Source organism: Cellulomonas sp. NPDC089187 (assembly GCF_040685135.1).
GTDB lineage: Bacteria > Actinomycetota > Actinomycetes > Actinomycetales > Cellulomonadaceae > Cellulomonas.
In genome coordinates, this window is sequence record NZ_JBFBHI010000003.1 from 273,915 (window position 1) to 293,533 (window position 19,619).

The 19,619-nt window shown below is 70.4% G+C and carries 22 protein-coding genes; 3 read left to right on the forward strand and 19 right to left on the reverse strand.

From position 1 onward, the window contains the following. Positions 1 to 34: 34 nt before the first annotated feature. The 17 genes from AB0N78_RS09550 to AB0N78_RS09630 form a co-directional block, all read right to left on the reverse strand. Positions 35 to 1,345, reverse strand: coding sequence for an MFS transporter (locus AB0N78_RS09550; protein ID WP_363388980.1), 1,311 nt, complete (start codon positions 1,343 to 1,345; stop codon positions 35 to 37). Beyond that, positions 1,342 to 1,839: a MarR family transcriptional regulator gene (locus AB0N78_RS09555; protein WP_363388983.1), complete on the reverse strand. Its 498-nt coding sequence runs from the start codon at positions 1,837 to 1,839 to the stop codon at positions 1,342 to 1,344. Before AB0N78_RS09555 ends, AB0N78_RS09550 begins: the two co-directional genes overlap by 4 nt. Positions 1,840 to 1,950: 111 nt before the next feature. Next, complete coding sequence (locus tag AB0N78_RS09560; RefSeq protein WP_363388986.1) at positions 1,951 to 3,276, reverse strand: UDP-glucose/GDP-mannose dehydrogenase family protein; 1,326 nt, start codon at positions 3,274 to 3,276, stop codon at positions 1,951 to 1,953. A gap of 61 nt (positions 3,277 to 3,337) precedes the next feature. Then, a complete protein-coding gene (locus AB0N78_RS09565) occupies positions 3,338 to 4,816 on the reverse strand; it encodes an NCS2 family permease (RefSeq protein WP_363388989.1) in 1,479 nt (492 codons plus the stop codon). A 357-nt stretch (positions 4,817 to 5,173) separates the two neighbouring features. Then, the gene (locus AB0N78_RS09570) at positions 5,174 to 5,662 is read right to left on the reverse strand and encodes a hypothetical protein (protein WP_363388992.1); all 489 of its coding nucleotides are present in this window, start codon (positions 5,660 to 5,662) and stop codon (positions 5,174 to 5,176) included. A 33-nt stretch (positions 5,663 to 5,695) separates the two neighbouring features. Continuing rightward, positions 5,696 to 6,058 (reverse strand): response regulator, encoded by a 363-nt coding sequence (locus tag AB0N78_RS09575; RefSeq protein WP_203767192.1) that lies wholly within the window; start codon positions 6,056 to 6,058, stop codon positions 5,696 to 5,698. Positions 6,059 to 6,094: 36 nt separating this feature from the next. Beyond that, complete coding sequence (locus tag AB0N78_RS09580; RefSeq protein WP_363388995.1) at positions 6,095 to 6,544, reverse strand: chemotaxis protein CheX; 450 nt, start codon at positions 6,542 to 6,544, stop codon at positions 6,095 to 6,097. Further along, positions 6,541 to 6,924 (reverse strand): response regulator, encoded by a 384-nt coding sequence (locus tag AB0N78_RS09585; RefSeq protein WP_363388999.1) that lies wholly within the window; start codon positions 6,922 to 6,924, stop codon positions 6,541 to 6,543. The genes AB0N78_RS09580 and AB0N78_RS09585 overlap by 4 nt, the downstream gene beginning before the upstream one ends. After that, the gene (locus AB0N78_RS09590) at positions 6,921 to 7,811 is read right to left on the reverse strand and encodes a protein-glutamate O-methyltransferase CheR (protein ID WP_363389002.1); all 891 of its coding nucleotides are present in this window, start codon (positions 7,809 to 7,811) and stop codon (positions 6,921 to 6,923) included. Before AB0N78_RS09590 ends, AB0N78_RS09585 begins: the two co-directional genes overlap by 4 nt. Then, positions 7,808 to 8,935: a chemotaxis response regulator protein-glutamate methylesterase gene (locus AB0N78_RS09595; protein WP_363389880.1), complete on the reverse strand. Its 1,128-nt coding sequence runs from the start codon at positions 8,933 to 8,935 to the stop codon at positions 7,808 to 7,810. Before AB0N78_RS09595 ends, AB0N78_RS09590 begins: the two co-directional genes overlap by 4 nt. 102 nt (positions 8,936 to 9,037) lie before the next feature. Beyond that, entirely contained in the window at positions 9,038 to 10,636 is a 1,599-nt protein-coding gene (locus AB0N78_RS09600) for a methyl-accepting chemotaxis protein (protein ID WP_363389005.1), read from the reverse strand. After that, positions 10,636 to 11,730, reverse strand: coding sequence for a multiple monosaccharide ABC transporter substrate-binding protein (gene chvE, locus AB0N78_RS09605; protein ID WP_363389008.1), 1,095 nt, complete (start codon positions 11,728 to 11,730; stop codon positions 10,636 to 10,638). Before chvE ends, AB0N78_RS09600 begins: the two co-directional genes overlap by 1 nt. Positions 11,731 to 11,881: 151 nt before the next feature. Then, positions 11,882 to 13,471, reverse strand: coding sequence for a methyl-accepting chemotaxis protein (locus tag AB0N78_RS09610; protein ID WP_363389011.1), 1,590 nt, complete (start codon positions 13,469 to 13,471; stop codon positions 11,882 to 11,884). A 116-nt stretch (positions 13,472 to 13,587) separates the two neighbouring features. After that, positions 13,588 to 14,064, reverse strand: coding sequence for a hypothetical protein (locus AB0N78_RS09615; protein ID WP_363389013.1), 477 nt, complete (start codon positions 14,062 to 14,064; stop codon positions 13,588 to 13,590). Between the two features lie 49 nt (positions 14,065 to 14,113). Continuing rightward, positions 14,114 to 15,436, reverse strand: a complete 1,323-nt coding sequence (locus AB0N78_RS09620; protein ID WP_363389016.1) for a hypothetical protein — start codon at positions 15,434 to 15,436, stop codon at positions 14,114 to 14,116. A gap of 89 nt (positions 15,437 to 15,525) precedes the next feature. Next, positions 15,526 to 16,026 (reverse strand): sigma-70 family RNA polymerase sigma factor, encoded by a 501-nt coding sequence (locus AB0N78_RS09625; RefSeq protein ID WP_363389019.1) that lies wholly within the window; start codon positions 16,024 to 16,026, stop codon positions 15,526 to 15,528. 136 nt (positions 16,027 to 16,162) lie between these two features. After that, positions 16,163 to 16,777 carry a hypothetical protein gene (locus AB0N78_RS09630; RefSeq protein ID WP_363389022.1) on the reverse strand — a complete coding sequence of 205 codons (615 nt, stop codon included), beginning with the start codon at positions 16,775 to 16,777 and terminating at the stop codon, positions 16,163 to 16,165. 57 nt (positions 16,778 to 16,834) lie between these two features. Between AB0N78_RS09630 and AB0N78_RS09635 the strand changes: the two genes are divergently transcribed. Next, positions 16,835 to 17,599 carry an endonuclease/exonuclease/phosphatase family protein gene (locus tag AB0N78_RS09635; protein ID WP_363389025.1) on the forward strand — a complete coding sequence of 255 codons (765 nt, stop codon included), beginning with the start codon at positions 16,835 to 16,837 and terminating at the stop codon, positions 17,597 to 17,599. Between the two features lies 1 nt (position 17,600). On the opposite strand, the gene AB0N78_RS09640 is transcribed toward AB0N78_RS09635, so the two are convergent. Next, positions 17,601 to 18,047, reverse strand: coding sequence for an ATP-binding protein (locus tag AB0N78_RS09640; protein ID WP_363389028.1), 447 nt, complete (start codon positions 18,045 to 18,047; stop codon positions 17,601 to 17,603). Between the two features lie 100 nt (positions 18,048 to 18,147). Between AB0N78_RS09640 and AB0N78_RS09645 the strand changes: the two genes are divergently transcribed. Continuing rightward, positions 18,148 to 18,399: a hypothetical protein gene (locus tag AB0N78_RS09645; protein ID WP_363389031.1), complete on the forward strand. Its 252-nt coding sequence runs from the start codon at positions 18,148 to 18,150 to the stop codon at positions 18,397 to 18,399. A 1-nt stretch (position 18,400) separates the two neighbouring features. On the opposite strand, the gene AB0N78_RS09650 is transcribed toward AB0N78_RS09645, so the two are convergent. Then, complete coding sequence (locus AB0N78_RS09650) at positions 18,401 to 18,667, reverse strand: PspC domain-containing protein (RefSeq protein ID WP_363389034.1); 267 nt, start codon at positions 18,665 to 18,667, stop codon at positions 18,401 to 18,403. Positions 18,668 to 18,925: 258 nt separating this feature from the next. On the opposite strand from AB0N78_RS09650, the gene AB0N78_RS09655 reads away from it, so the two are divergent. After that, complete coding sequence (locus tag AB0N78_RS09655) at positions 18,926 to 19,585, forward strand: alpha/beta fold hydrolase (protein WP_363389037.1); 660 nt, start codon at positions 18,926 to 18,928, stop codon at positions 19,583 to 19,585. Positions 19,586 to 19,619: the final 34 nt, after the last annotated feature.

Sequence of the window (19,619 nt, forward strand, 5' to 3'; positions counted from 1 at the left end):
CGATCCCCGGGCGGGTGGATTCACCCGGTGGCGCTCAGGTGGCGGTGCGGTCGGCCGTGTCCTGGGCTGCCACCTGATCGGCCGAGCGCCGAGGGTGCACCACCTGCAGGTGCGGGCGGGCGCGCACCCGGTAATGCACCTCGAGATCCCAACGCTTCTTGGCCCACAAGCCGGCCGCTGTGGCGACCAACAGGGCGCTGATCGACCCGATCCCGATGGACCACCGCGCACCGAACTGCTCGCCGACCCAGCCGACGATGGGCGCACCGATGGGCGTGGCCCCCAGCATCACGATCATGTACAGCGACATCACCCGACCGCGCACTGCGGGATCGGTGGACATCTGGATCGTGGTGTTCGCCGCAGTGAGCATGGTCAGCGAGGCCAACCCGACCGGGATGCAGGCCAACGCGTAGCCGAGATAGGTGGGCATCAGCGCCTGCACGCCGGTGGCCACCCCGAAGGCGAAGGCCGCGCCGATCACCAACCGCACCCGGGGCCGTTCACGGCGGGCGGCCAATAGCGCGCCGGCCAGTGACCCGATGGCCATCACCGAGCCGAGGATGCCGTACTCCCCCGCACCCTTGCCGAACTCCGCGCGGGCCATCAGCGCGCTGGTCATCTGAAAGTTCAGCCCGAAGGTGGAGACCACACCGATCACCACCATGATCACGATGATGTCGGTGCGGTGCCGCACATAGCGGATGCCCTCGCGGATCTGCCCCTTGGCGCGGGGCGCGGCCGGCATCGGGTAGAGCTGATCGGTCTTCATCCGGGTCAGCGCCAGGATCGTCGCGGCGAAGGTCGCCCCGTTGATCAGGAATGCCCATCCGGAGCCGAAGGCCGCGATCAGCAGACCGGCCAGTCCGGGCCCGATCAGGCGCGCAGCGTTGAAGGAGGCGCTGTTCAACCCCACCGCGTTGGAGAGCTTCCCGGCCGGGACCAGCTCGGCGACGAAGGTTTGCCGCACCGGTTGGTCGATCGCGGCGACGCAGCCCAGAGCCAGCGCGAAGAGGTACACCTGCCACAGCTGGGCATGCCCGGACAGCACTAGAGCACCGAGACCCAGCGCCAAGGCCCCCTGCGCGATCTGACTGGCGATCAACAACTTGCGCCGATTGACCCGATCGGCGAGCAGCCCCGCCCAGGCGGACAGCAGCAGCGTGGGCGCGAACTGGAGCGCGGTGGTGATCCCGACCGCCAGCCCGGAGTCGTCGGACAGGTCAGTCAGCACCAGCCAGTCCTGGGCGACGCGCTGCATCCAGGTGCCGATGTTGGCGACCAGGGCACCGGCGAACCACAGGCGGTAGTTCGGGAACCGGAGCGAGGCGAAGGTGGAGTTCATCGCGCGGGTCCTCCCGCCGCCGCGATCTGCCGGAGGAGGACCGCCGCCTGCGCCAGGGTGGCCCGGTCGTCCGCGGATAACCCCTTGAGCTGCTGGGCCAGCCAGTCGTCCCGTCGACGCCGGGTCTCGCGGACCTCGGACTCCCCGGCCTCCGTGGGACGGACCAGCACCACCCGACCGTCGGTGGGGTGCGGCTCCTTGGTCACGAAGCCCAGCTCCACCAGAGCATTGACGGTGCGGGTCATGGTCGGCGGTTGTACATGCTCGTGGTCGGCCAAGGCACCGGGGGTCATCGGCCCCTTGCGCAGCAGCACGGCCAACACGGTGAACTGCTGATCGGGCAGGTCGGCGGCACCGCGACGGGAGCGGATCCGCCGAGTGGCCACGCTCAGCGCGCTGCGCAGCTCACCGGCGAGGGTGGCCGGTCGACACTGCGCGGACGTCGGTGGCTGCAGAGCATCGGACACAGCTCCGCCGGGCGGGATCACGGGCATGATCATTAGCTTAGGTCATTACCTCGGCTCATGACAGGGACCGGTGGAACCAACGACGCCCCGGATCGCATGAGGCGATCCGGGGCGTCGTCCGGGTGAGCGGTCGGTGACTCAGGGGCGACCGAGCGCGCGGTAGGTCCAGCCCGCGTCGCGCCAGCGCGCCGGCTCCAACACATTGCGACCGTCGAGGATGTGCTTGCCAGCCACCAGGTCGGCGATGGAGTCCGGGTCGAGGGCCTTGTACTCGTCCCACTCGGTGGCGAGCAGCACCACGTCGGCATCCTGCACAGCCTCGGCCACCGAGGTGGCGTAGTGCAGACCCGGCCAGGCAGCACGGGCGTTGTCGATCGCCTGCGGGTCGGTGACGACCACATGCGCACCCTGCAACTGCATCTGCCCGGCCACTGACAGCGCGGGCGAGTCGCGAATGTCGTCGGAGTTCGGCTTGAAGGCCGCACCGAGCACCGCGATCCGGCGTCCGACGATGGAACCGCCGCACACCTCACGGGCCAGGTCGACCATCCGGACCCGACGTCGCATATTGATCGCGTCGACCTCCTTGAGGAAGGAGAGCGCCTGATCCACGCCGAGTTCGCCCGCTCGGGCCATGAAGCCGCGGATGTCCTTGGGCAGGCACCCGCCGCCGAACCCGAGTCCAGCGTTGAGGAACTTCCGGCCGATCCGCACGTCGTGGCCGATCGCATCCGCCAACCGCGTCACATCGGCGCCGGTGGTCTCGCACACCTCCGCCATCGCGTTGATGAACGAGATCTTGGTGGCCAGAAAGGCGTTCGCCGCGACCTTGACCAGCTGCGAGGTGGCGTAGTCCGTGACCACCAACGGGGCACCCTCGGACAACGGCGAGGCGTAGACCTCGTCCAGGATCCGGCGGGCCCGCTCGCCGTCCTCGGTCACCGCGCCGTCCTCAGCCGTGGGCAGGCCGTAGACCAGACGATCCGGGTGCAAGGTGTCCTGCACGGCGAATCCCTCGCGCAGGAACTCCGGGTTCCAGACCAGGGTCGCGCCAGTGCCCTCCAGGCGGGCTGCCAGCTCCTCGGCAGTGCCGACCGGGACGGTGGACTTGCCCACCACCAGGTCGCCCGGATTCAGATGCGGCAGCAGCGCCGCGAAGGACGACTCCACAGAGGACAGGTCGGCGCGGAACTCACCGTCCTTCTGCGGGGTGCCCACACACACGAAGTGCACGGTGGCCCCGGCGACCTGCGTCATGTCCGTGGTGAAGGCCAGACGGTCACTGCCGCGCAGACCATCCAACAGCTCGGGCAGGCCCGGCTCGTAGAACGGGGCAATCCCAGCGGCGAGCCGCTCGATCTTGCGCTGGTCGACATCGATGCCGACGACGGTGTGCCCGAGGGTGGCCATGCTCGCGGCGTGCACAGCGCCGAGGTAGCCACACCCGATGACGGAGATACGCATGGAGAGTCCTTTGTGCTGCGGAGGGGTACCCAGGAACCTACCTCCCCGGGTACCCCTCGACTCAGAGCCCCAGGAGCGACTTGATCGGCTCGGTCAAGAAGTAGATCGCGAAGAGCACGGTCGCCACCCACATCATCGGGTGCACCTGGCGGATCTTGCCGACCGCGACCTTCAGCACGACGAAGGACACCACACCCGCGCCGATGCCCACGGTGATCGAGTAGGCGAACGGCATCAGGATGATCGTCAGGAACGCCGGGATCGCGACCTCGTAGTCCTTCCAGTCGATGCCCGTGATCTGCAAGAACATCAGGAAGCCGACAACGACCAGCGCCGGGGTGGCCGCCTCCGAGGGGACCATCTCGATCAGCGGGGACAGGAAGGTCGCGAGCAGGAACGCCAGACCGGTGACCACCGAGGCCAGACCAGTGCGGGCACCGTCACCGACACCCGCGGTGGACTCGACGTAGCTGGTGTTGGAGGACACCGACCCGGCACCACCGGCGACCGCGGCCAGGGAGTCGACGATCAAGATCTGCTTGGTGCGCGGCGGGTTGCCGTCGGCGTCCAGCAGCTTGGCCTCGCCGCCGACCGCGACCATCGTGCCCATCGTGTCGAAGAAGTCGGCCACCATCAGGGAGAACACCAGCAGCACCACCGCGACGATGCCGATCTTGCTGATCGAGCCGAACAGGGAGAACTGCCCCAGCAGAGAGAAGTCCGGGGTGTCGACCGGGGAGTCCGGGAGCGCGGGCACGTTCAGGGCCCAGCCACCGGCATTGTCCGCGCTGCGCGCGCCGACATGGGTGATCGCCTCAACGATCATCGCCAGCACGGTGGAGGTGACGATGGCGATCAGGATCGCGCCCTTGACCTTGCGGGTCATCAGGATCACCGCGAGGAACACGCCGACCACGAACACCAGCAGCGGCCAGGCACCCAGCGATCCGCCGATGCCCAGCTCGACCGGAGTGGACTGGCTCGCGGGGATGCGCACCAGCCCGGCGTTGACCAGTCCGACGAAGGCCACGAACAGGCCGATCCCCACGCTGATCGCCGTCTTGAGTGCCATCGGCACCGCCTGGAACACCGCCTGCCGGAACCCGGTCAACACCAGGACCAGGATCAGGATGCCCTCCAACACCACGATGCCCATCGCATCCGCCCAGGTCATGTCGGGCAGTGCAGCGATGGAGAAGGCCACCGCGGCGTTCAGGCCCAGACCCGCGGCCAGTGCGATCGGGAAGTTCGCGACCACGCCCATCAGGATCGACATCACCCCGGCAACCAGTGCGGTGGTGGCGGCAACCTTGGCGAGGTTCGGCTCTGCGCCCCCGCCGAGGAACTGTCCGGTGCCGTCCTGGGCGGTGCCGATGATCAGCGGGTTCAGCACGATGATGTAGCTCATCGCGAAGAAGGTGACCAATCCGCCGCGGATCTCGGCTCCGATGGAGGAGCCCCGCTCAGTGATCTTGAAGAAGCGATCCAGCGCATTGCGTGGCGCTGTGGGCACAGCGGTGCCCGATGTGGTGGAGGACATGTGGCGAATTCTGGCATGTCCGCCGGGTCGGGCGGGTCAGGTCGGTCGACCGGGGACGTTCTCCGGCAAGGGGATCGGACACGCTCCCCGGTCGACCGTTGCCGACGCCGCCACCAGCGGTTCCATTCCCCGAGGGGAATCAGCGACGTACTCGCCCCGTGATGAGATCGGGGGGGAATCCCGAGTTCCCACCCGGCGAGCGCCGGCAAGAGAAACGCTAGGGGCGGCGATTGCGGGCAGGCCACGGCCCGAGCCGCCATCACGAGCGATCCGGTCGAATCCGGGGGCTCCGGGCGACCCGGGCAGGTGGCACATCCGCTACTTATGAGTAGCAGGATGGGTGGAGTCGGGGAACAGTCAGAGCACCAACACCGAGGCGGCCCCCCGGCCATACCCGCTGACCTCGACCTCCAGGTCGAGCCGTCGCACATAGGCCAGCACCCAGCGGGCCACATCGGCGGGCAGAGGGTCACGGGGCTGATAGACCGTGTCCAGTTTCAGGTGCGGGGCGTCCCCGACGTTGAACAGGGCGGCCATCACATTGAGGATCTCCGCGGAGTTCTCCGCCAGCGCGCCCGGCAGCCGCTCCTCACTCACCGCGGTCTCCGCTGCGGCCTGCGGGACCAGTGCGATCGCCGCCCCCATCCGGGCGGACAGCGGTAGGTCGAACAGCACCAGGGCGGACAGCTGCATCGCCCGGTCCACGTAGACCCCCACCTGCGCACCCCCGTTCAGCACCGGGTCAACCATCGGGCCCCCGGTGGCGACGGAGACATCCCGGCCGACCAGGCCCTCCCAGAGCTCGCGCACTTCCAGCGCGGCGGGCAGGGGCGTGGCGTCAGACATGGCAGGCACCGTCCTGCGTGGTGGTCGGCGCGCTCACGCCAGCACCGGCTCGATGACCTCGCGGAAGGTGTCCGCGGTGAACGGCTTGGCGATCAGGAACAACGCCCCGGCGGCCTCGGCGGTCTCGCGCATCTCCGGCGAGCCCTCCGAGGTGACGAAGCCGAACGGAGTGCCGAAGCCCTCCGCCCGCAGCCGACGCAGCAGGTCGATGCCGGTCATCTCCGGCATATTCCAGTCCGACAGCACGACATCGGGCTCGTCGTCACGGACCGCTTGCAGCGCCTCGGCACCGTCGGCGGCCTCACGGACCTCCCAGTCGTAGCCGGCCTGGCGCAGCGTGCGGATCACGATCTGCCGCATGACACGGCTGTCGTCGGCGATGAGCACGCGGATCATGGCGGGTCACATCCTTCGGTTGGTGAGCGGGTTTTCTCAGAACAGCCAGACCACGACGGCGAGCGGCTGCCCGCGCCAGTCCAGGGCGAGGGCATGGGCCGGGGCGTCGTCCGGGGCGGAGGGGACAACGGCGGCCACCTGCGGCAGAGTCAGCGAGCCCTGGCTGGGCAGCAGCGCCTTGATGTTCCCGCCGACCACATTGGCGACCTCGCCGAAGGCGTCCACCAGATCGGCCGGGGTCACCTCCTCGTGCGGCTCCATCCGCAGCAGCGCACGGGCCAGATCGTGGGCGGTGGCGGTCTCGCAGATCACCGCGGCGCGGCCGGCGAGCTCACCGTGCACATCCACCCAGGCGGCCAGCGGGTCCACCGGGGCGGGCAGCTCGCCCTCCCAGGGCCGCAGGTAGCCGGGTTCGGGGTCGATCATCGCGCCGAAGACCTCTTCGGTGATGGCGTAGACCTGATCGGTCGCCACGACGGTGCTCATACCGGCTCCTCGGCGGGAAGCAGCCCGAGCAGGTCGAGCTTGTCCCGGATCGCATCGGGGGTGAAGGGCTTGATCAGGTACTCGTGCGCACCCGCGGCCAGCGCCCGGACGATCTGGCCGTGCTCGCTCTCGGTGGTGACCATCATCAGCGTGATGGCCCGCCACTCCTGGCGTGACCGGACCTGGGTGACGAAGGTCAGACCGTCCATCACCGGCATGTTCCAGTCGATGCAGGCCAGGTCGACCTGCTCGCCCGATTCCAGGACGTCCAATGCCTCCTGCCCGTCACCGGCCTGGACAGTGCTGAAGCCCAGCTCCTCCAGGGTGTGCGCGACGATGCGGCGCATGGTCCGCGAGTCGTCGATGACCAGGGCTCTCATCGGCTCACTCCTTGGTTCACAGGGGCAGGGGGGTGGAACGCGCTCAGGCGCGGGGTGGGCAGCCCGGCGACGCCGCCGTGCACCGGCCGGTAGACCGAGCCACGGGAGACCGGCACCCGCTCCCAGTCGCCGTCCACCCCGATGGTGGTCTCCGCCGCGCCGAGGACGAGGAACCCGCCCGGTCGCAGCACCCGGTGCACCCGGCCGAGGATCGCTCGCTTGGTGTCCAGGTCGAAGTAGATGAGGACATTGCGCAGGAACACGATGTCGAAGGGCCCCAGCGGCGGGGCATCCAGCAGGTTGTGCCGCTGGAAGGTGATCGTGCGACGCAGCTCGTCCGCGATCTGCCAGTCCGCACCGGACCGCCGGAAGTGCCGGACCAGCATCGGCGCGGGCAGGCCACGGTTGACCTCCAACTGCGAGTACCGGCCCTCCTTCGCCTGGTTCAGCACCTGGTCGGACAGGTCGGTGGCGACGATCTCGGTCCGGGTCGACGGGCCGAGGATCTCCGCCAGGGTCATGGCGATGGAGTACGGCTCCTGCCCAGTGGAGCAGGCGGCCGACCAGACCCGCAGGCGGTCCAACACCGGACGCTCGGCCCGCAGTGCCGGCAGCATGTGGGTCCGCAGCGCGCTGAACGGCGTCGAATCACGGAACCAGGAGGTCTCATTGGTGGTCAGCGCCTCGACCACCGCGACCAGGTCGGACTCCCGATGCCCGGCACGGACGGCGGAGACATAGCCGTCCACCCCGGCATGGCCACCCTCCCGGGCCAGCGGCAACAGTCGACTCTCGACCAGGTACTCCTTGCCGGCCTCCAACTGGATGGCGCTGCGTCGACGCACCAGGTCGGCGACGAAGTCGAAGGTCTCGCGGGTCAGGCTCATGACCGGCCTCCGCTCGGGACGGCGGTGCCGCTGCGGGCGAGCACCGACTCGATGGACGGGGCGACCTCCCCGACCGGCAGGACCCGGTGCGCCAGACCGGCGGTGGCCACCGCGCCGGGCATCCCCCACACCACGCTGGTCGACTCGTCCTGGACCAGCACCGTTCCGCCCGCGCCGACGACCTCCTCACAGCCCGTGCGACCGTCGGCCCCCATGCCGGTGAGCACCACGGCCAGCACCTGCCCGCCGAACTCCTGCACCGCGGAGCGGAACAGCACATCCACCGACGGACGGCAGAAGTTGACCGGTGGCCCGTCGGTGATCGCCACCCGCAGCGTCCCGGCGGACCGGCGCAGCTCCAGATGGTGATCGCCGGGGGCGACATAGACCGTGCCCGCGTGCAGCACGTCGCCGTCGGCAGCCTCGACCACGGTGGCCGGTCCGAGGCGGTCCAGGCGGGCGGCGAGCTGCCGGGTGAACACCGGCGGCATGTGTTGGACCAGCAACACCGGCACCGGGGGTGGCACGGACAAGTGGCTCAGCACCTGGGAGAGCGCCTCGGGGCCGCCGGTGGACGATCCGATGATCAACGCCTGCACCGGGTGCACCGGTGGCATCGGGCGGGTGCTCACCGGACCACGCTGCCCGCGGGTCAGCGGGACGGCGGGGACGGCCTGAGTGGGGGCACCGATCCGGGACGACTCGGCACGCTTGGGCACCAGCGCCTTGATCCGGGGGATCAGCTGACCGGCGACCTGGGCCAACGACTCCTGCACGCTGCCCACGTTGGCGGGCTTGGTCACGTAATCGGTGGCCCCGGCGACCAGCGCGTCCAAGGTGGCCGACGCCCCGCGCTCGGTCAGCGTGGAGAACATGATGATCGGCATGGTGTGCCGGGCCCGGCGCAGCGCCCGCACCGCCTCGATGCCGTTCATCTCCGGCATCTCGATGTCCATCGTCACCAGGTCCGGCGCGAGCTGGTCCACCTTGGCCAGCGCGATCTTGCCGTTCGAGGCGAAGCCCACCACCTCGATGTCCGGGTCGCGGGAGAGCGAGTCGGTGACCAGCCGGCGCACGACGACCGAGTCGTCCACCACCAGCACCCTGATCCGGGTCACGAGCATCCTCTTCTCTGTCACCACCGGCCTTCCCTGGCCGACACCTCCCCATCGGTCGGCCCCGCGTCGTTCTGAGCGGCCCGGGGCACGACCTGGGGGGGGTGAGGATCAGAACCGGAACCGCGCGACCCGCCCGTGCAGATCTGCGGACAGTCCGGCCAACTCGGTGATCTGCACCGCCACCTGATCCAGTCCGGCCACCGAGCGGGTCGCCGCCCCAGCCACCCCGGTGATCGCACCGGCGATCTCCCCGGACCCCGTCGCCGCCTCCGAGGCAGAGCGGGACATCTCCGTGGTGGTGGCGGTCTGCTCCTCCACCGCCGACGCAATCGTCAGCTGGTAGTCGTTGATCCCGGCGATGGTCTGGGTGATCTGGCCGATGGCCACCACCGCGGCCCGGGTGTCGTCCTGGATGGCGTCCACCCGACGGGCGATGTCCTCGGTGGCCTTGGCGGTCTCCTGCGCCAGCTCCTTCACCTCACCGGCGACGACGGCGAAGCCCTTGCCCGCCTCCCCCGCACGTGCCGCCTCGATGGTCGCGTTCAACGCCAACAGATTGGTCTGCTCCGCGATGGAGGTGATCACCTTCACCACGTTGCCGATCTGCTGGCTGGACTCGCCGAGCCGGGTGACCTGCTCGTTGGTGGCAGCAGCGACCTCGGTGGCCTGACCGGCGACCTTCGCCGCCTCGGAGGCGTTCTGCGCGATCTCCCGGATGCTGGCACCCATCTGCTCAGCACCGGCGGCCACGCTCTGCACATTGCGGGACACCTGCTCCGCGGCGGTGGCCACCACCCCGGCCTGCGCACTGGTCTGGCTAGTGCCCTCCACCGCTTCACCACTGGCCGAGGTCAGCTGGTCGGCGGTGTGCTGCACGGAGGCGGCGGCGCGTTCCATCTGGGTCAGTGCCCCACGCAGCGACTCCTGCGCGGCGGACAGCGCACCGGCCATCGCTCCGGTCTCGTCCCGCCACTGCACCGGTGCCGCCACCGTGAGGTCGCCCTCGGCCATCGCCTCCAACGAGTGCTGCACGGTGCGCACCGCTCCGGTGATCCGACGGGTGACCAGCACCGCCAGCAGACCGGACAGCCCGGCACCCACCACAAAGGCCAGCGCCAGGACGACGATGGTCCGGGTCACCTCGGCCTGCGACCGGGCCAGGATCTGCTCCACCTGGGCGTCGATCTGCCCCTGTGCCAACGCCAGCGCCCGACCTGCCCACTCCGGGTCCGCGGAGACATCCACCGCCAGAGCGGTGGCCACCGCGTCGACATCACCCGCCTCGACCAGCGGCATGACGGTGGTGTCGCGGTAGGCGACCCAGGCCTCCCACCGAGTGACGAAGTCCGACCACTGCTGGGTAGCGGACTCCGGGAAACCGCCGATCAGATCGATCTGCGCAGCCACATCCTGGTCGTTCCACTGCGAGGAGGTGAGCAGCTGCTGCCGGATGGCCTCATCGGTGGCCTCGGCGGCGCGGTGCATCAGCAGGTGGCTGCGGGTCTGACCGGTGCGCAGCTCGGCCATCGCGGTCTGCAGGTCGCCGGTCAGACCGGACATCTCCTCCAGGTTCTGGCCGGCCCGGTAGAGCGCCACCGCACCGACCCCACCCACCGCGGCGAAGGTCCCGCCGAGCACCAGCAGGGTGACGGCGATCTTGACCGCCACCGGGCGGTCCCAGAACCAGGCGGCACGTCGACGGGACATCAGCTCAGCTCCTGTGCGGTGTAGGTGCCGCCGTCTACCAGGACGGCCTCGTAGTTCTGCTCGGTCACGACCTGGGGCGCCAGCAGATAGGCCGGCACCACGGTCACCCCGTTGTCGTAGGAGGTGGTGTCGTTCACCTCCGGAGCCCCACCGTCGAGCAGCGCATGCACCATCTGCACCGTCACCTCGGCCAGCTGGCGGGTGTCCTTGAAGATCGTGGCGTACTGCTCCCCGGCGGCCACCGACTGCGCCGAGGCCAGCTCCGCGTCCTGCCCGGTCACGACCGGCAGTGGCAGTCCGGCCGCACGCACCGCGTCCAGGATCGCGATCGAGATGCCGTCATAGGGCGACAGCACCCCGTCCAACCGGGTGCCGGCGGTGTAGCGGGGGAGCAACTCGGCCATCCGTGCAGTGGCGTTCTTCGGGTCCCAGCGTTCGGTGGCAATCTGGTCGAAGCCGGTCTGACCCGATCCGACCACCAGCGTGCCGGCGTCGAGGTAGGGCGCAAGCACCTGCATCGCACCCTGGTAGAACACCGTGGCGTTGTTGTCGTCCGCCGACCCGGCAAAGAGCTCGATGGTGAACGGCCCGGTCGATCCGGTGGGCTCCCCGGCGGCATCCAGCACACCGAGCCCCTGCAACAGCGTGGTGGCCTGCTGTACCCCGACCCGGGCGTTGTCGAAGCTCGCGTAATAGTCCACATCCGGCGATTCGCGGATCAACCGGTCGTAGGCGATCACCGGGATGTCCGCCGCGGCGGCCTGCGCCAGCACATCCTTCAGCGCCACCCCGTCGATGGAGCCCACCACCAGGGCGTCCGCACCGTCGGCGATCATCTGCTCCAGCTGGGCGATCTGGGTCGGCACGTCGTCCTCGGCGTACTGGAGGTCGACGTCGTAGGCCAGCGCCTCCAACTGTCCGCGCACATTCTCCCCGTCGGCGATCCAGCGCTCGGAGGCGGTGGTCGGCATCGCGACCCCGACCAGCGGGCGGTCGCCCGCCACCTGCCCGGCAGTGCAGGCAGTGCAGGTGGTGACGAGCGTCAGCAGCCCGACCACCGTCGCTGCCACACGTCGACGACCTCTGTGCCGCATCGGTGACTCCCTCGTCATCGGACACACCCCTGGTGCCCCTCCCCAGGCCCATCGGATGCGGGGTCGCCGGTGTGAGCGTTCACCCGAGGTTTCCCCTGAACGCCGACTGCCCCGCGCCCGGGTCCGGGTGCGGGGCAGTCGGCGCGGTGGCTCAGTAGGTGAAGCGGGACACCCGGCCGCGCAGGTCCTCGGACAGGCGGGCCAGCTCGTCAATGGCCGAACCCATCTGGCCCAGCGTCTGGCTCGAGGAGTTGGCCGCGGAGGCGACGCCGGTGATGTTGGTGGCGATCTCCCCCGACCCGGTGGCGGCCTCGGCCACGGACCGGGACATCTCCGTGGTGGTCGCCGTCTGCTCCTCCACCGCCGACGCAATCGTCAGCTGGTAGTCGTTGATGCTGGCGATGATGGTGGAGATTTCCCCGATGGCGGTCACCGCGCCGGAGGTATCCGCCTGGATCGCCTCCACCCGACGGGCGATGTCTTCCGTGGCCTTCGCGGTCTCCTGCGCCAGCTCCTTGACCTCACCGGCGACAACAGCGAAGCCCTTGCCCGCCTCACCAGCGCGGGCGGCCTCGATCGTGGCGTTCAACGCCAGCAGGTTCGTCTGCTCCGCGATGCTGGTGATCACCTTCACGACATTGCCGATCTCCACCGACGACTCGCCCAGCCTGGCAACCTGGTCGTTTGTGACCGCGGCGGCATCGGTGGCCTGACCGGCGACCTTGGCAGCCTGCGAGGCGTTCTGCGCGATCTCCCGGATGCTGGCACCCATCTCCTCCGCACCGGCGGCGACGGTCTGCACGTTGCGCGACACCTGCTCCGCGGCAGCGGCCACCACACCCGCCTGCGCCGACGTCTGATCCGACCCGGTCACGACCTGCTGGGACGCCGCGGACAGTTCCTCCGCCGCAGCGGCCACCGTCTGCGCGGTCTCCACCACCCCGGAGACCAACGTCCGCAACGACTGCTGTGTGCGGTCCAGATCCACCGCCAACTGACCGATCTCGTCCCGACCGGTGACCTCCGCGGCCACCGTCAGATCGCCGTCACCGGCCGCGGCCAGACTCGTGGAGACCTGCCCCAGTCGACGCACGATAGACCGTGCCACCCCCATCGCCACCGCGAAGGCACCGACGGCCCCCAGCAGAGTCACGATCACCACGGCCCAGATCGCCCGGTTGGCCAGCTCATCGGTGTCCGCAGCCAGGTCGGCGGCCTGCGCGCCCTGCCCGTCCGCCTCCGCCTGCATCGCGTCCATCACCACGGTGGTCTGCGGACGGACCGTGTCGTTGAAGAAGGTCGAGAACTCGCCCTGCGCACCGGCATCCGCCAGATCCATCATCTGGTAGGCATCCGCGTAGTAGTCGTCCAGGGCCTGCTCGATGGCCGCCGCCCCCGCCGGGTCCACTGCGGACGGACGGTACTTCTCCACCAGTGCGGTCAGATCGGCCTGCCGCTCGGTCAGCTCGTCGCGCAGCGTCGCACGGGTCTGCGCATCGGCGATCCCGTACTGGATCACCCGGGCACGGTCGCCCTGGAATGCACGCTGGATGTCCGCGAGGGTCTGCAACGGCTGCACGTTGTCCCCGTACATCTGCGCCGCATCCGAGCGCAGCGCCCGCAACGACCCGAAGGCCACCGCAGCGAGCACCGCCGTGGCCAGGAACATGACGGCCACCGCGGTGACGATCTTCACCAGGACCGGTCGGTCGGCCCAGATCCGACGCTGCGTGCTGCTCATCAGTGTGTCCCCTCCATGGAACTGGAATGTCGATCCCCCCTATCGACCGGTTGACGGCTTTGGAGAGGGGAAACGCTGGTCCGGTCCTGGGGACGTCACTCCGGTCGTGTGGGGGTTCAGCGCACCCGACCCCGCCGGCACGCCACCGCCGCTAGGCCCACGGCCACCGCGTCCTCCACCAGCGCGCCTCGCCAGTCCGGCCCGCGCCGACCGGCCCAGGACCGCCAGGCCGCACCGCCCCAGGTCCCGGCGGCAGCCCCCAGTGCACCGAGCCCCGCCGCGGACCAGACCGGACGACGGGCCCGGCGGGCGAGGGCCACCGCCCCGGTCGCTCCGGAGACGATCCTGCCCTGCGGGCTGGGCGGCAGCAGGCGGCTCGGAGTACTCGGGAGCTTGTCCCCGATCAGCTCCCCCGCCACGCCGGCACGGGCGGTCAGCCGCACCAGTCGAGGAACGTCCGAGGTCAACACCGGGGCGGCAACTCCGAGACTGGCCCGACAGCCCGCGGCCACTCCGAGCAGCGCCGAGCGGAGCAGCACCCCGTCGACGGAGGTGCGGTGGCGGGGTCCCGGGGCATGCCGTGGCACGTTCATCCCCCGACACTCCCGCCGCCCGCACCCCCCGGCAACCGCAGTAGTCGGTTCAGCCGAAGGCCAGCGCGGAGTCGGCCACCGCGATCACGCCCCAGGTACCACCGTCATCACCGGTCAACAGGTAGCTGGGTGCCAGAATGACGGCCCCGTTGTCCTGGAACACCTGGCTCAGCCCGAGCTCGGCCTCGGTGATCGTCACCTGCTGGACCGTCCAGTCGATGGCCGCACCCGGTTGGACCGTCGGCGGCACGGTGCTGGCGGGCTGCGGCACCGCCGTCGTGTCGTCCACCGCCACGCCTTCACGGGCCAGCGGCATGACCCCGCCCATCGTCAGGCCGAACCGCGGGTCACCCAGCCGCTCCACCGCAGTGCGAGCGCCGACCACGTCGTAACTACCGAGCTGCACCGGGGTAGCCAACGCACCGGACAGGCTCTGCACCCCGTCCGCGACCAGGGTGGCGAACCAGGTGACCCCGGTGGCCTGCCCGTCCAGCACCAGCTCGGCCGAGACGCTGGTGCTCTGCGGGTCGGAGGACTCCGGCACCCCGTACTGGAAGGACTCCGGGTCCAGGCCGAGCCCGCCGAGGGTGTCACGCAGGATCTGGACGGCCTGGTCACCGCCCGGGGCCGAGCCCTGCACGGTCGCACAGGAACTCGGGCTGGCACTGTGAACACTGTCAGCACTGTCCGCGCTGTCAGCCGTGGCACAGCTCCACGGGTCGCGGGTGGGGTCGTAGTAGCTCAGACCGGCGGTTCCATCGGCGTACACAGTCACCGACGGACCCGTGCCGTCGGTGGCACCGACCACCCAGGAGCCGTCCTGCTGCTGCGGTGCACCGTCCACCCCCAGGAGTTGGGCCGCCCGGAGCGCGTTCTGCTCAGTGACGGCCGACGCGGCGTCCAGGGTCCATGCGGTGGCCGTGGTCGCATCGTCGGTCAGCCCATTCCCGGCGGCGAACACGGTGCGTCCGCCCAGGAACATCCGGGTGTCCGCTGCCATCGACTGCGCGCCGGGCACCGCTGACTCCGCCGTGGCGGCACCGCCCCCGTCTCCCTGCGCCAACGAGATCGCCGGCACCGCGGCCACCGTGCCCTCACCCGAGCGACCGACGGCGTACCCACCCCCGGCCACCACCGCGACCCCGGCCACCGCCGCAGCGACCTGCAACCACCGCGTCGGGCGACGACGGCGGGCCGGATCGAGCGTCAGCACGTCCTCCCCCGGCGTACCGGGCGCGCTGGCGTCGACCGCGGCGATCCGCCGGTCCACACGGTCCCGGAGCGCCGCGGCGTCGAGCTGTGCCGCCGCGGCGGGGTCGGCGGCACGCAACCGCGCGAAGGCCTCGTCGTCACGTCCCTGCTGCTCGTCCATCGCTGGCTCCCTCGTGTCGTCGTCCCCCGTTACCCCCTCTATGTCTCCGGGTCGAAGGTTCTTGCACCGACGTCGATGCGTGATCCGGCTCAGACAGGTGTGGACCAGGCCGCCCGGAGCCGTGCCCGCGCCCGCGACAGTGCCGCATCCGCACCGCCGCGCCCGATGCCCAGCACCGCGGCCAGGTCTGCCCCGTTCAGCCCCTCCCAGGCAGCGAGCAGCAGCACCTCCCGGTCACGGGCGCTCAGGCCCGCGAGCGCCCGGCGCACCTGGTCGTCCTGCACCGCCCGCAACGCGGGGTCGTCCGGGTCCGGCTCATCGGGCAGCTCCGCGACCGGCATCGGTCGGCCCTTGCGCCGGTGGTTCGCCAACACGTAGCCCGCCGTCCGGTACAGCCAGGGCAGTTCGGCACCGGGCGGCACATCGGACCGGCGCCGCCAGGCCACGGTCAACACCTCGGCGGTGAGGTCCTCCGCCTCCGGACCGGCACCGCGCCGGAGCAGATACCGGTGCACGGCGTCCGCGTGGTCCTGGAACAGCGTGGTGAACCAGTCCTCGGCGTCGGACAGCCGCTCGGCTCGGTCGCTCACAGTCACCTCCGGGTCGGCGGCACGTCCGGGACGGGCCGGGCAGGCAGCTCCCACCGTGCTGTCTGTGTCGCCGCTGTCTGCGATCTTGCACGGGGCCCTGGACCGGCCGAGTGTGACCTGCCGTGAGGACGGCCGGTCAGCTCCGGACCGGCCCCACCGGGCTGATGCCCAACTCGTGCACCAGCAGCAGGAACGCCCGCCCGTACGGGGTGTCGGCGGTCTCCTTCTGCACCCGCCGCCAGTCGATCTGCTCGCGCAGCGCCCGGGCGATGGCGATCATCCGGGTGTAGTCGCAGTAGTGCTCGCCCAACACCCGCATCTTCGCCGACAGGATGTCGGTGGCGTCCAGCACCGGCATCCGCACTGCCAGCACCTCCATCTGCTCGGAGCGGGACAGCAGCTGCGTGGTGATCGGCTCGCCGACCATCCGGAACAGCACGTCGACCATCGCCCCGTGGTGGAAGGCCTTGAACAACCAGTTCTCCGCCGGGTCCTGCACATCCAGCCCGGCTGCCGCGATGGCCTCCTTGGCCCGGTCGACATCGGCCTGCGCCACCGCGAAGTCCGCGTCGTGGCTCGGCTCCGGCGCACCCCGGGCCCAAGCCGCGTAACCACCGACCAGCGCGAAGTCGATCCCGGCGTCGGTCAACGCCACTGCGGTCAAGCGCAGTGCATCCTGCAAAGCGGTGCGGTCATCCGGCGGCTCGGCCAGGGCACCGGCCTGCACGTGGGTGCCCTGTGCCTCGTCCATCCCTCGTATGTACACGACGACGGGCGAGGTCGCAGTCTGACCGGAAGAATCCCCCGGGTGAGACTGGCGACCTTCAACATCCTGCACGGACGAGGCCTGAGCGACGGCCGCGTCGACCTGGACCGCTTCGCCGCCGCCGTGCGCGGCCTGGACGCCGATGTGCTGGCGTTGCAGGAGGTCGACCGGGACCAGCCCCGGTCGCACCAGGCGGACCTGACCGCGGTGGCAGCCGAGGCGATGGGCGCCGAGCACCACCGGTTCGTCGCCACGTTGCACGGTCATCCGGGTACCTGGACTGCCGCCACCGGCGAGGACCAACCCGACCTGGCCGCCTACGGAATCGCTCTGCTCAGCCGGTTGCCGGTGCGCCGCTGGCGGCTACTGACCCTGCCGACCCTGCCCACCCGGGTGCCGATGATCCACCGTGGCAACCGTCACCCCTCCTGGGTCCGCGACGAGCAACGCGCCGCCCTGGCCGCGCAGGTGCTGACCGAGAACGGTCCGCTGACGGTGGTCGCCACCCATTTGACGTTCATCCCCGGCTGGAACGCGGTGCAGTTGCGTCGGTTGGTCCGGGACGCCCGCTCGTTGGCCCGCCCACTGGCCGTGACCGGCGACCTGAACCTGGAGGGAAGGGCTCCGGCCTGGATCAGCCGGTGGCGTTCGGCGGGGCAGGCGCTGACCTTCCCGGTCGAGGTCCCGGACCGGCAGATCGACCATGTGCTGCTGGACGGTGCGGTCCGTCCCACCAGTGAGCCGATAGCGGTCGACACCGGGATGTCCGACCACCGAGCCCTGGTGGTCGACCTCGCGGTGGGCTGACTCAGTTCGCCTCGGGGTCCACCAGGAACCACACGGTCTTGCCCCCACCGTCCAGGTGGTCCACGCCCCAGGTCCGGGACAGCGCCTCGACCAGGGCCATGCCCCGACCACTGACCGCGGTGGGTTCAGGATGCCGGACCACCGGGGTGGCCGGACTCTCATCGGTGACCGAGACCAGCACACCGCGCTCGTCGATCCGCAGTCCGACCCGGATTCGGCCGTGCTCTGGGCCGTGCACCACGGCGTTGGCGACCACCTCACCGGTGAGCAACTCGATCACCTGATTGGTCGGGCCGTACACACCGGAGGCCGCCACCCGGGTCATCACCCAGTGCCGGGCCGCGCGTGGGGCGGTGCGGCGGGCGTCCAGCACGAGTTCATCGTGTTCGGCCCGGGCGTCGGCACGGCGCGCTGCCGGCGCCGATCGCAGATCCCTGACATCACCCACCCGGATACTGTGCCCGAAGCAGCCGGGCTCTGCCGTGTGAGAATCGATCCGCGCGTCGCGACCCGACCCGTTGTCGGTGGGATCGGGCAGGATGCGGCCCATGCCGGACTACCTCGCTCACCTCACTGTCACCGAGGTCCCCGACGACCAGACCCGCGCCGGGATGGCCGACGCCCTGGGCGCTCTGCGGGACGACGCCCCGCCCGGATTCACCGGCCCGGCCACCGTGGTCTTCGATCTGCGCGGTGAGGCACCGGATCAGGTGACCGCCGAGCGGGTGGCCCGGGCACATGCGGCGGAGGTCCTGGACGGTTGGCCGCATGAGATCGAGGTCGAGGTGCTCGGAGGCTGACTCAGGCCGCCTCGCCCTTGCTGTAGCGCGCGCCCCAGCCGTGGTTGCGGGCCACCCAGTCCTCGCCGGGCATCAGAATCCACAGGATCGGGTAGATCAGGAACGGGCTGCCCGGCAGGATGATCAGCACCAGCAGGAACAGCCAGCGCATCGGCCAGGCGTCCATCCCGACGCGCGCGGCCAATCCCGCGCACACGCCGCCGATCACCTTGCCCTGCTGGGCGCGCACCAGGCCGGCCCGCCACATCGACTCGTAGATGCCGCTCATCTCAGGTTCCTCCTCCACATCGGGTCACCCGTTCCGGGTCTGGCACTCAGCCTGCCGCCCGCACCGCCCCGGTCGCATCGGGGACCAGCCCTGACCGGACCCTGATCCGTCCCTGACCCGCCCGGATCGGTACCGACCCCGCGCCCGGGGCACACGGCATGTCCACACCTGCGGCGCACACTCAGCGGAGTCCCACTCTCAGGCGTCTCCCAGCCGAACCGATGAGAATGGGGGCGACCGAGAAGGCGGATCACACGCATGACCACTGAACACCCCATCGTGCTGGTGCACGGCACGCGCACCTCCGGCCGGATCTGGGACGACCAGGTCCGCGCCCTGACCGAGGGCGGGCACGCCACGATGGCGATCGACCTGCCCGGGCACGGCAGCCGGGCCGAGGAACGCTTCACCTTCACCGGGGGCTTGACCGCCATCGACGAGGCCGTGGCCGCCTGCGACCGCCCGCCGCTGCTGGTGGGGCTGTCCCTCGGCGGCTACATGTCCCTGGCCTATGCCGCGCGGCACCAGGACCGGCTGGCCGGTGTGGTGCTGGCCGGGTGCTCCACCGAGATCAAGGGCAAGCCGCTGCGCTTCTACCGGCGGGTGTCGACCCGCGCGGTCCGGGCATTCGGCCGCGGCGGCGGCACGTGGCATGTCGTGGGCGACATGCTCAGTGCCCTGCACGGCTACTCCCCGCTGGCCGACCTGCGCGTCCTGCATCTGCCGGTGTGGTTGGTGAACGGGTCCCGCGATCCGTTGCGATTCGGTGCCCGCCGCTACCTGACCGCACGGCCGGGCAGTCGCCAGTGGGTGGTGCCGAAGGCCGGACACGATGTGAACAGCCACGCCCCGGTGGCCTTCAACCGCATCCTGATGGACGTGCTGCACGAGCTGCGCCCGCCCTTCGCCCGGGTCTGACCACTCTGCAGAAACCTGGCGCGTCAAGGTTCCC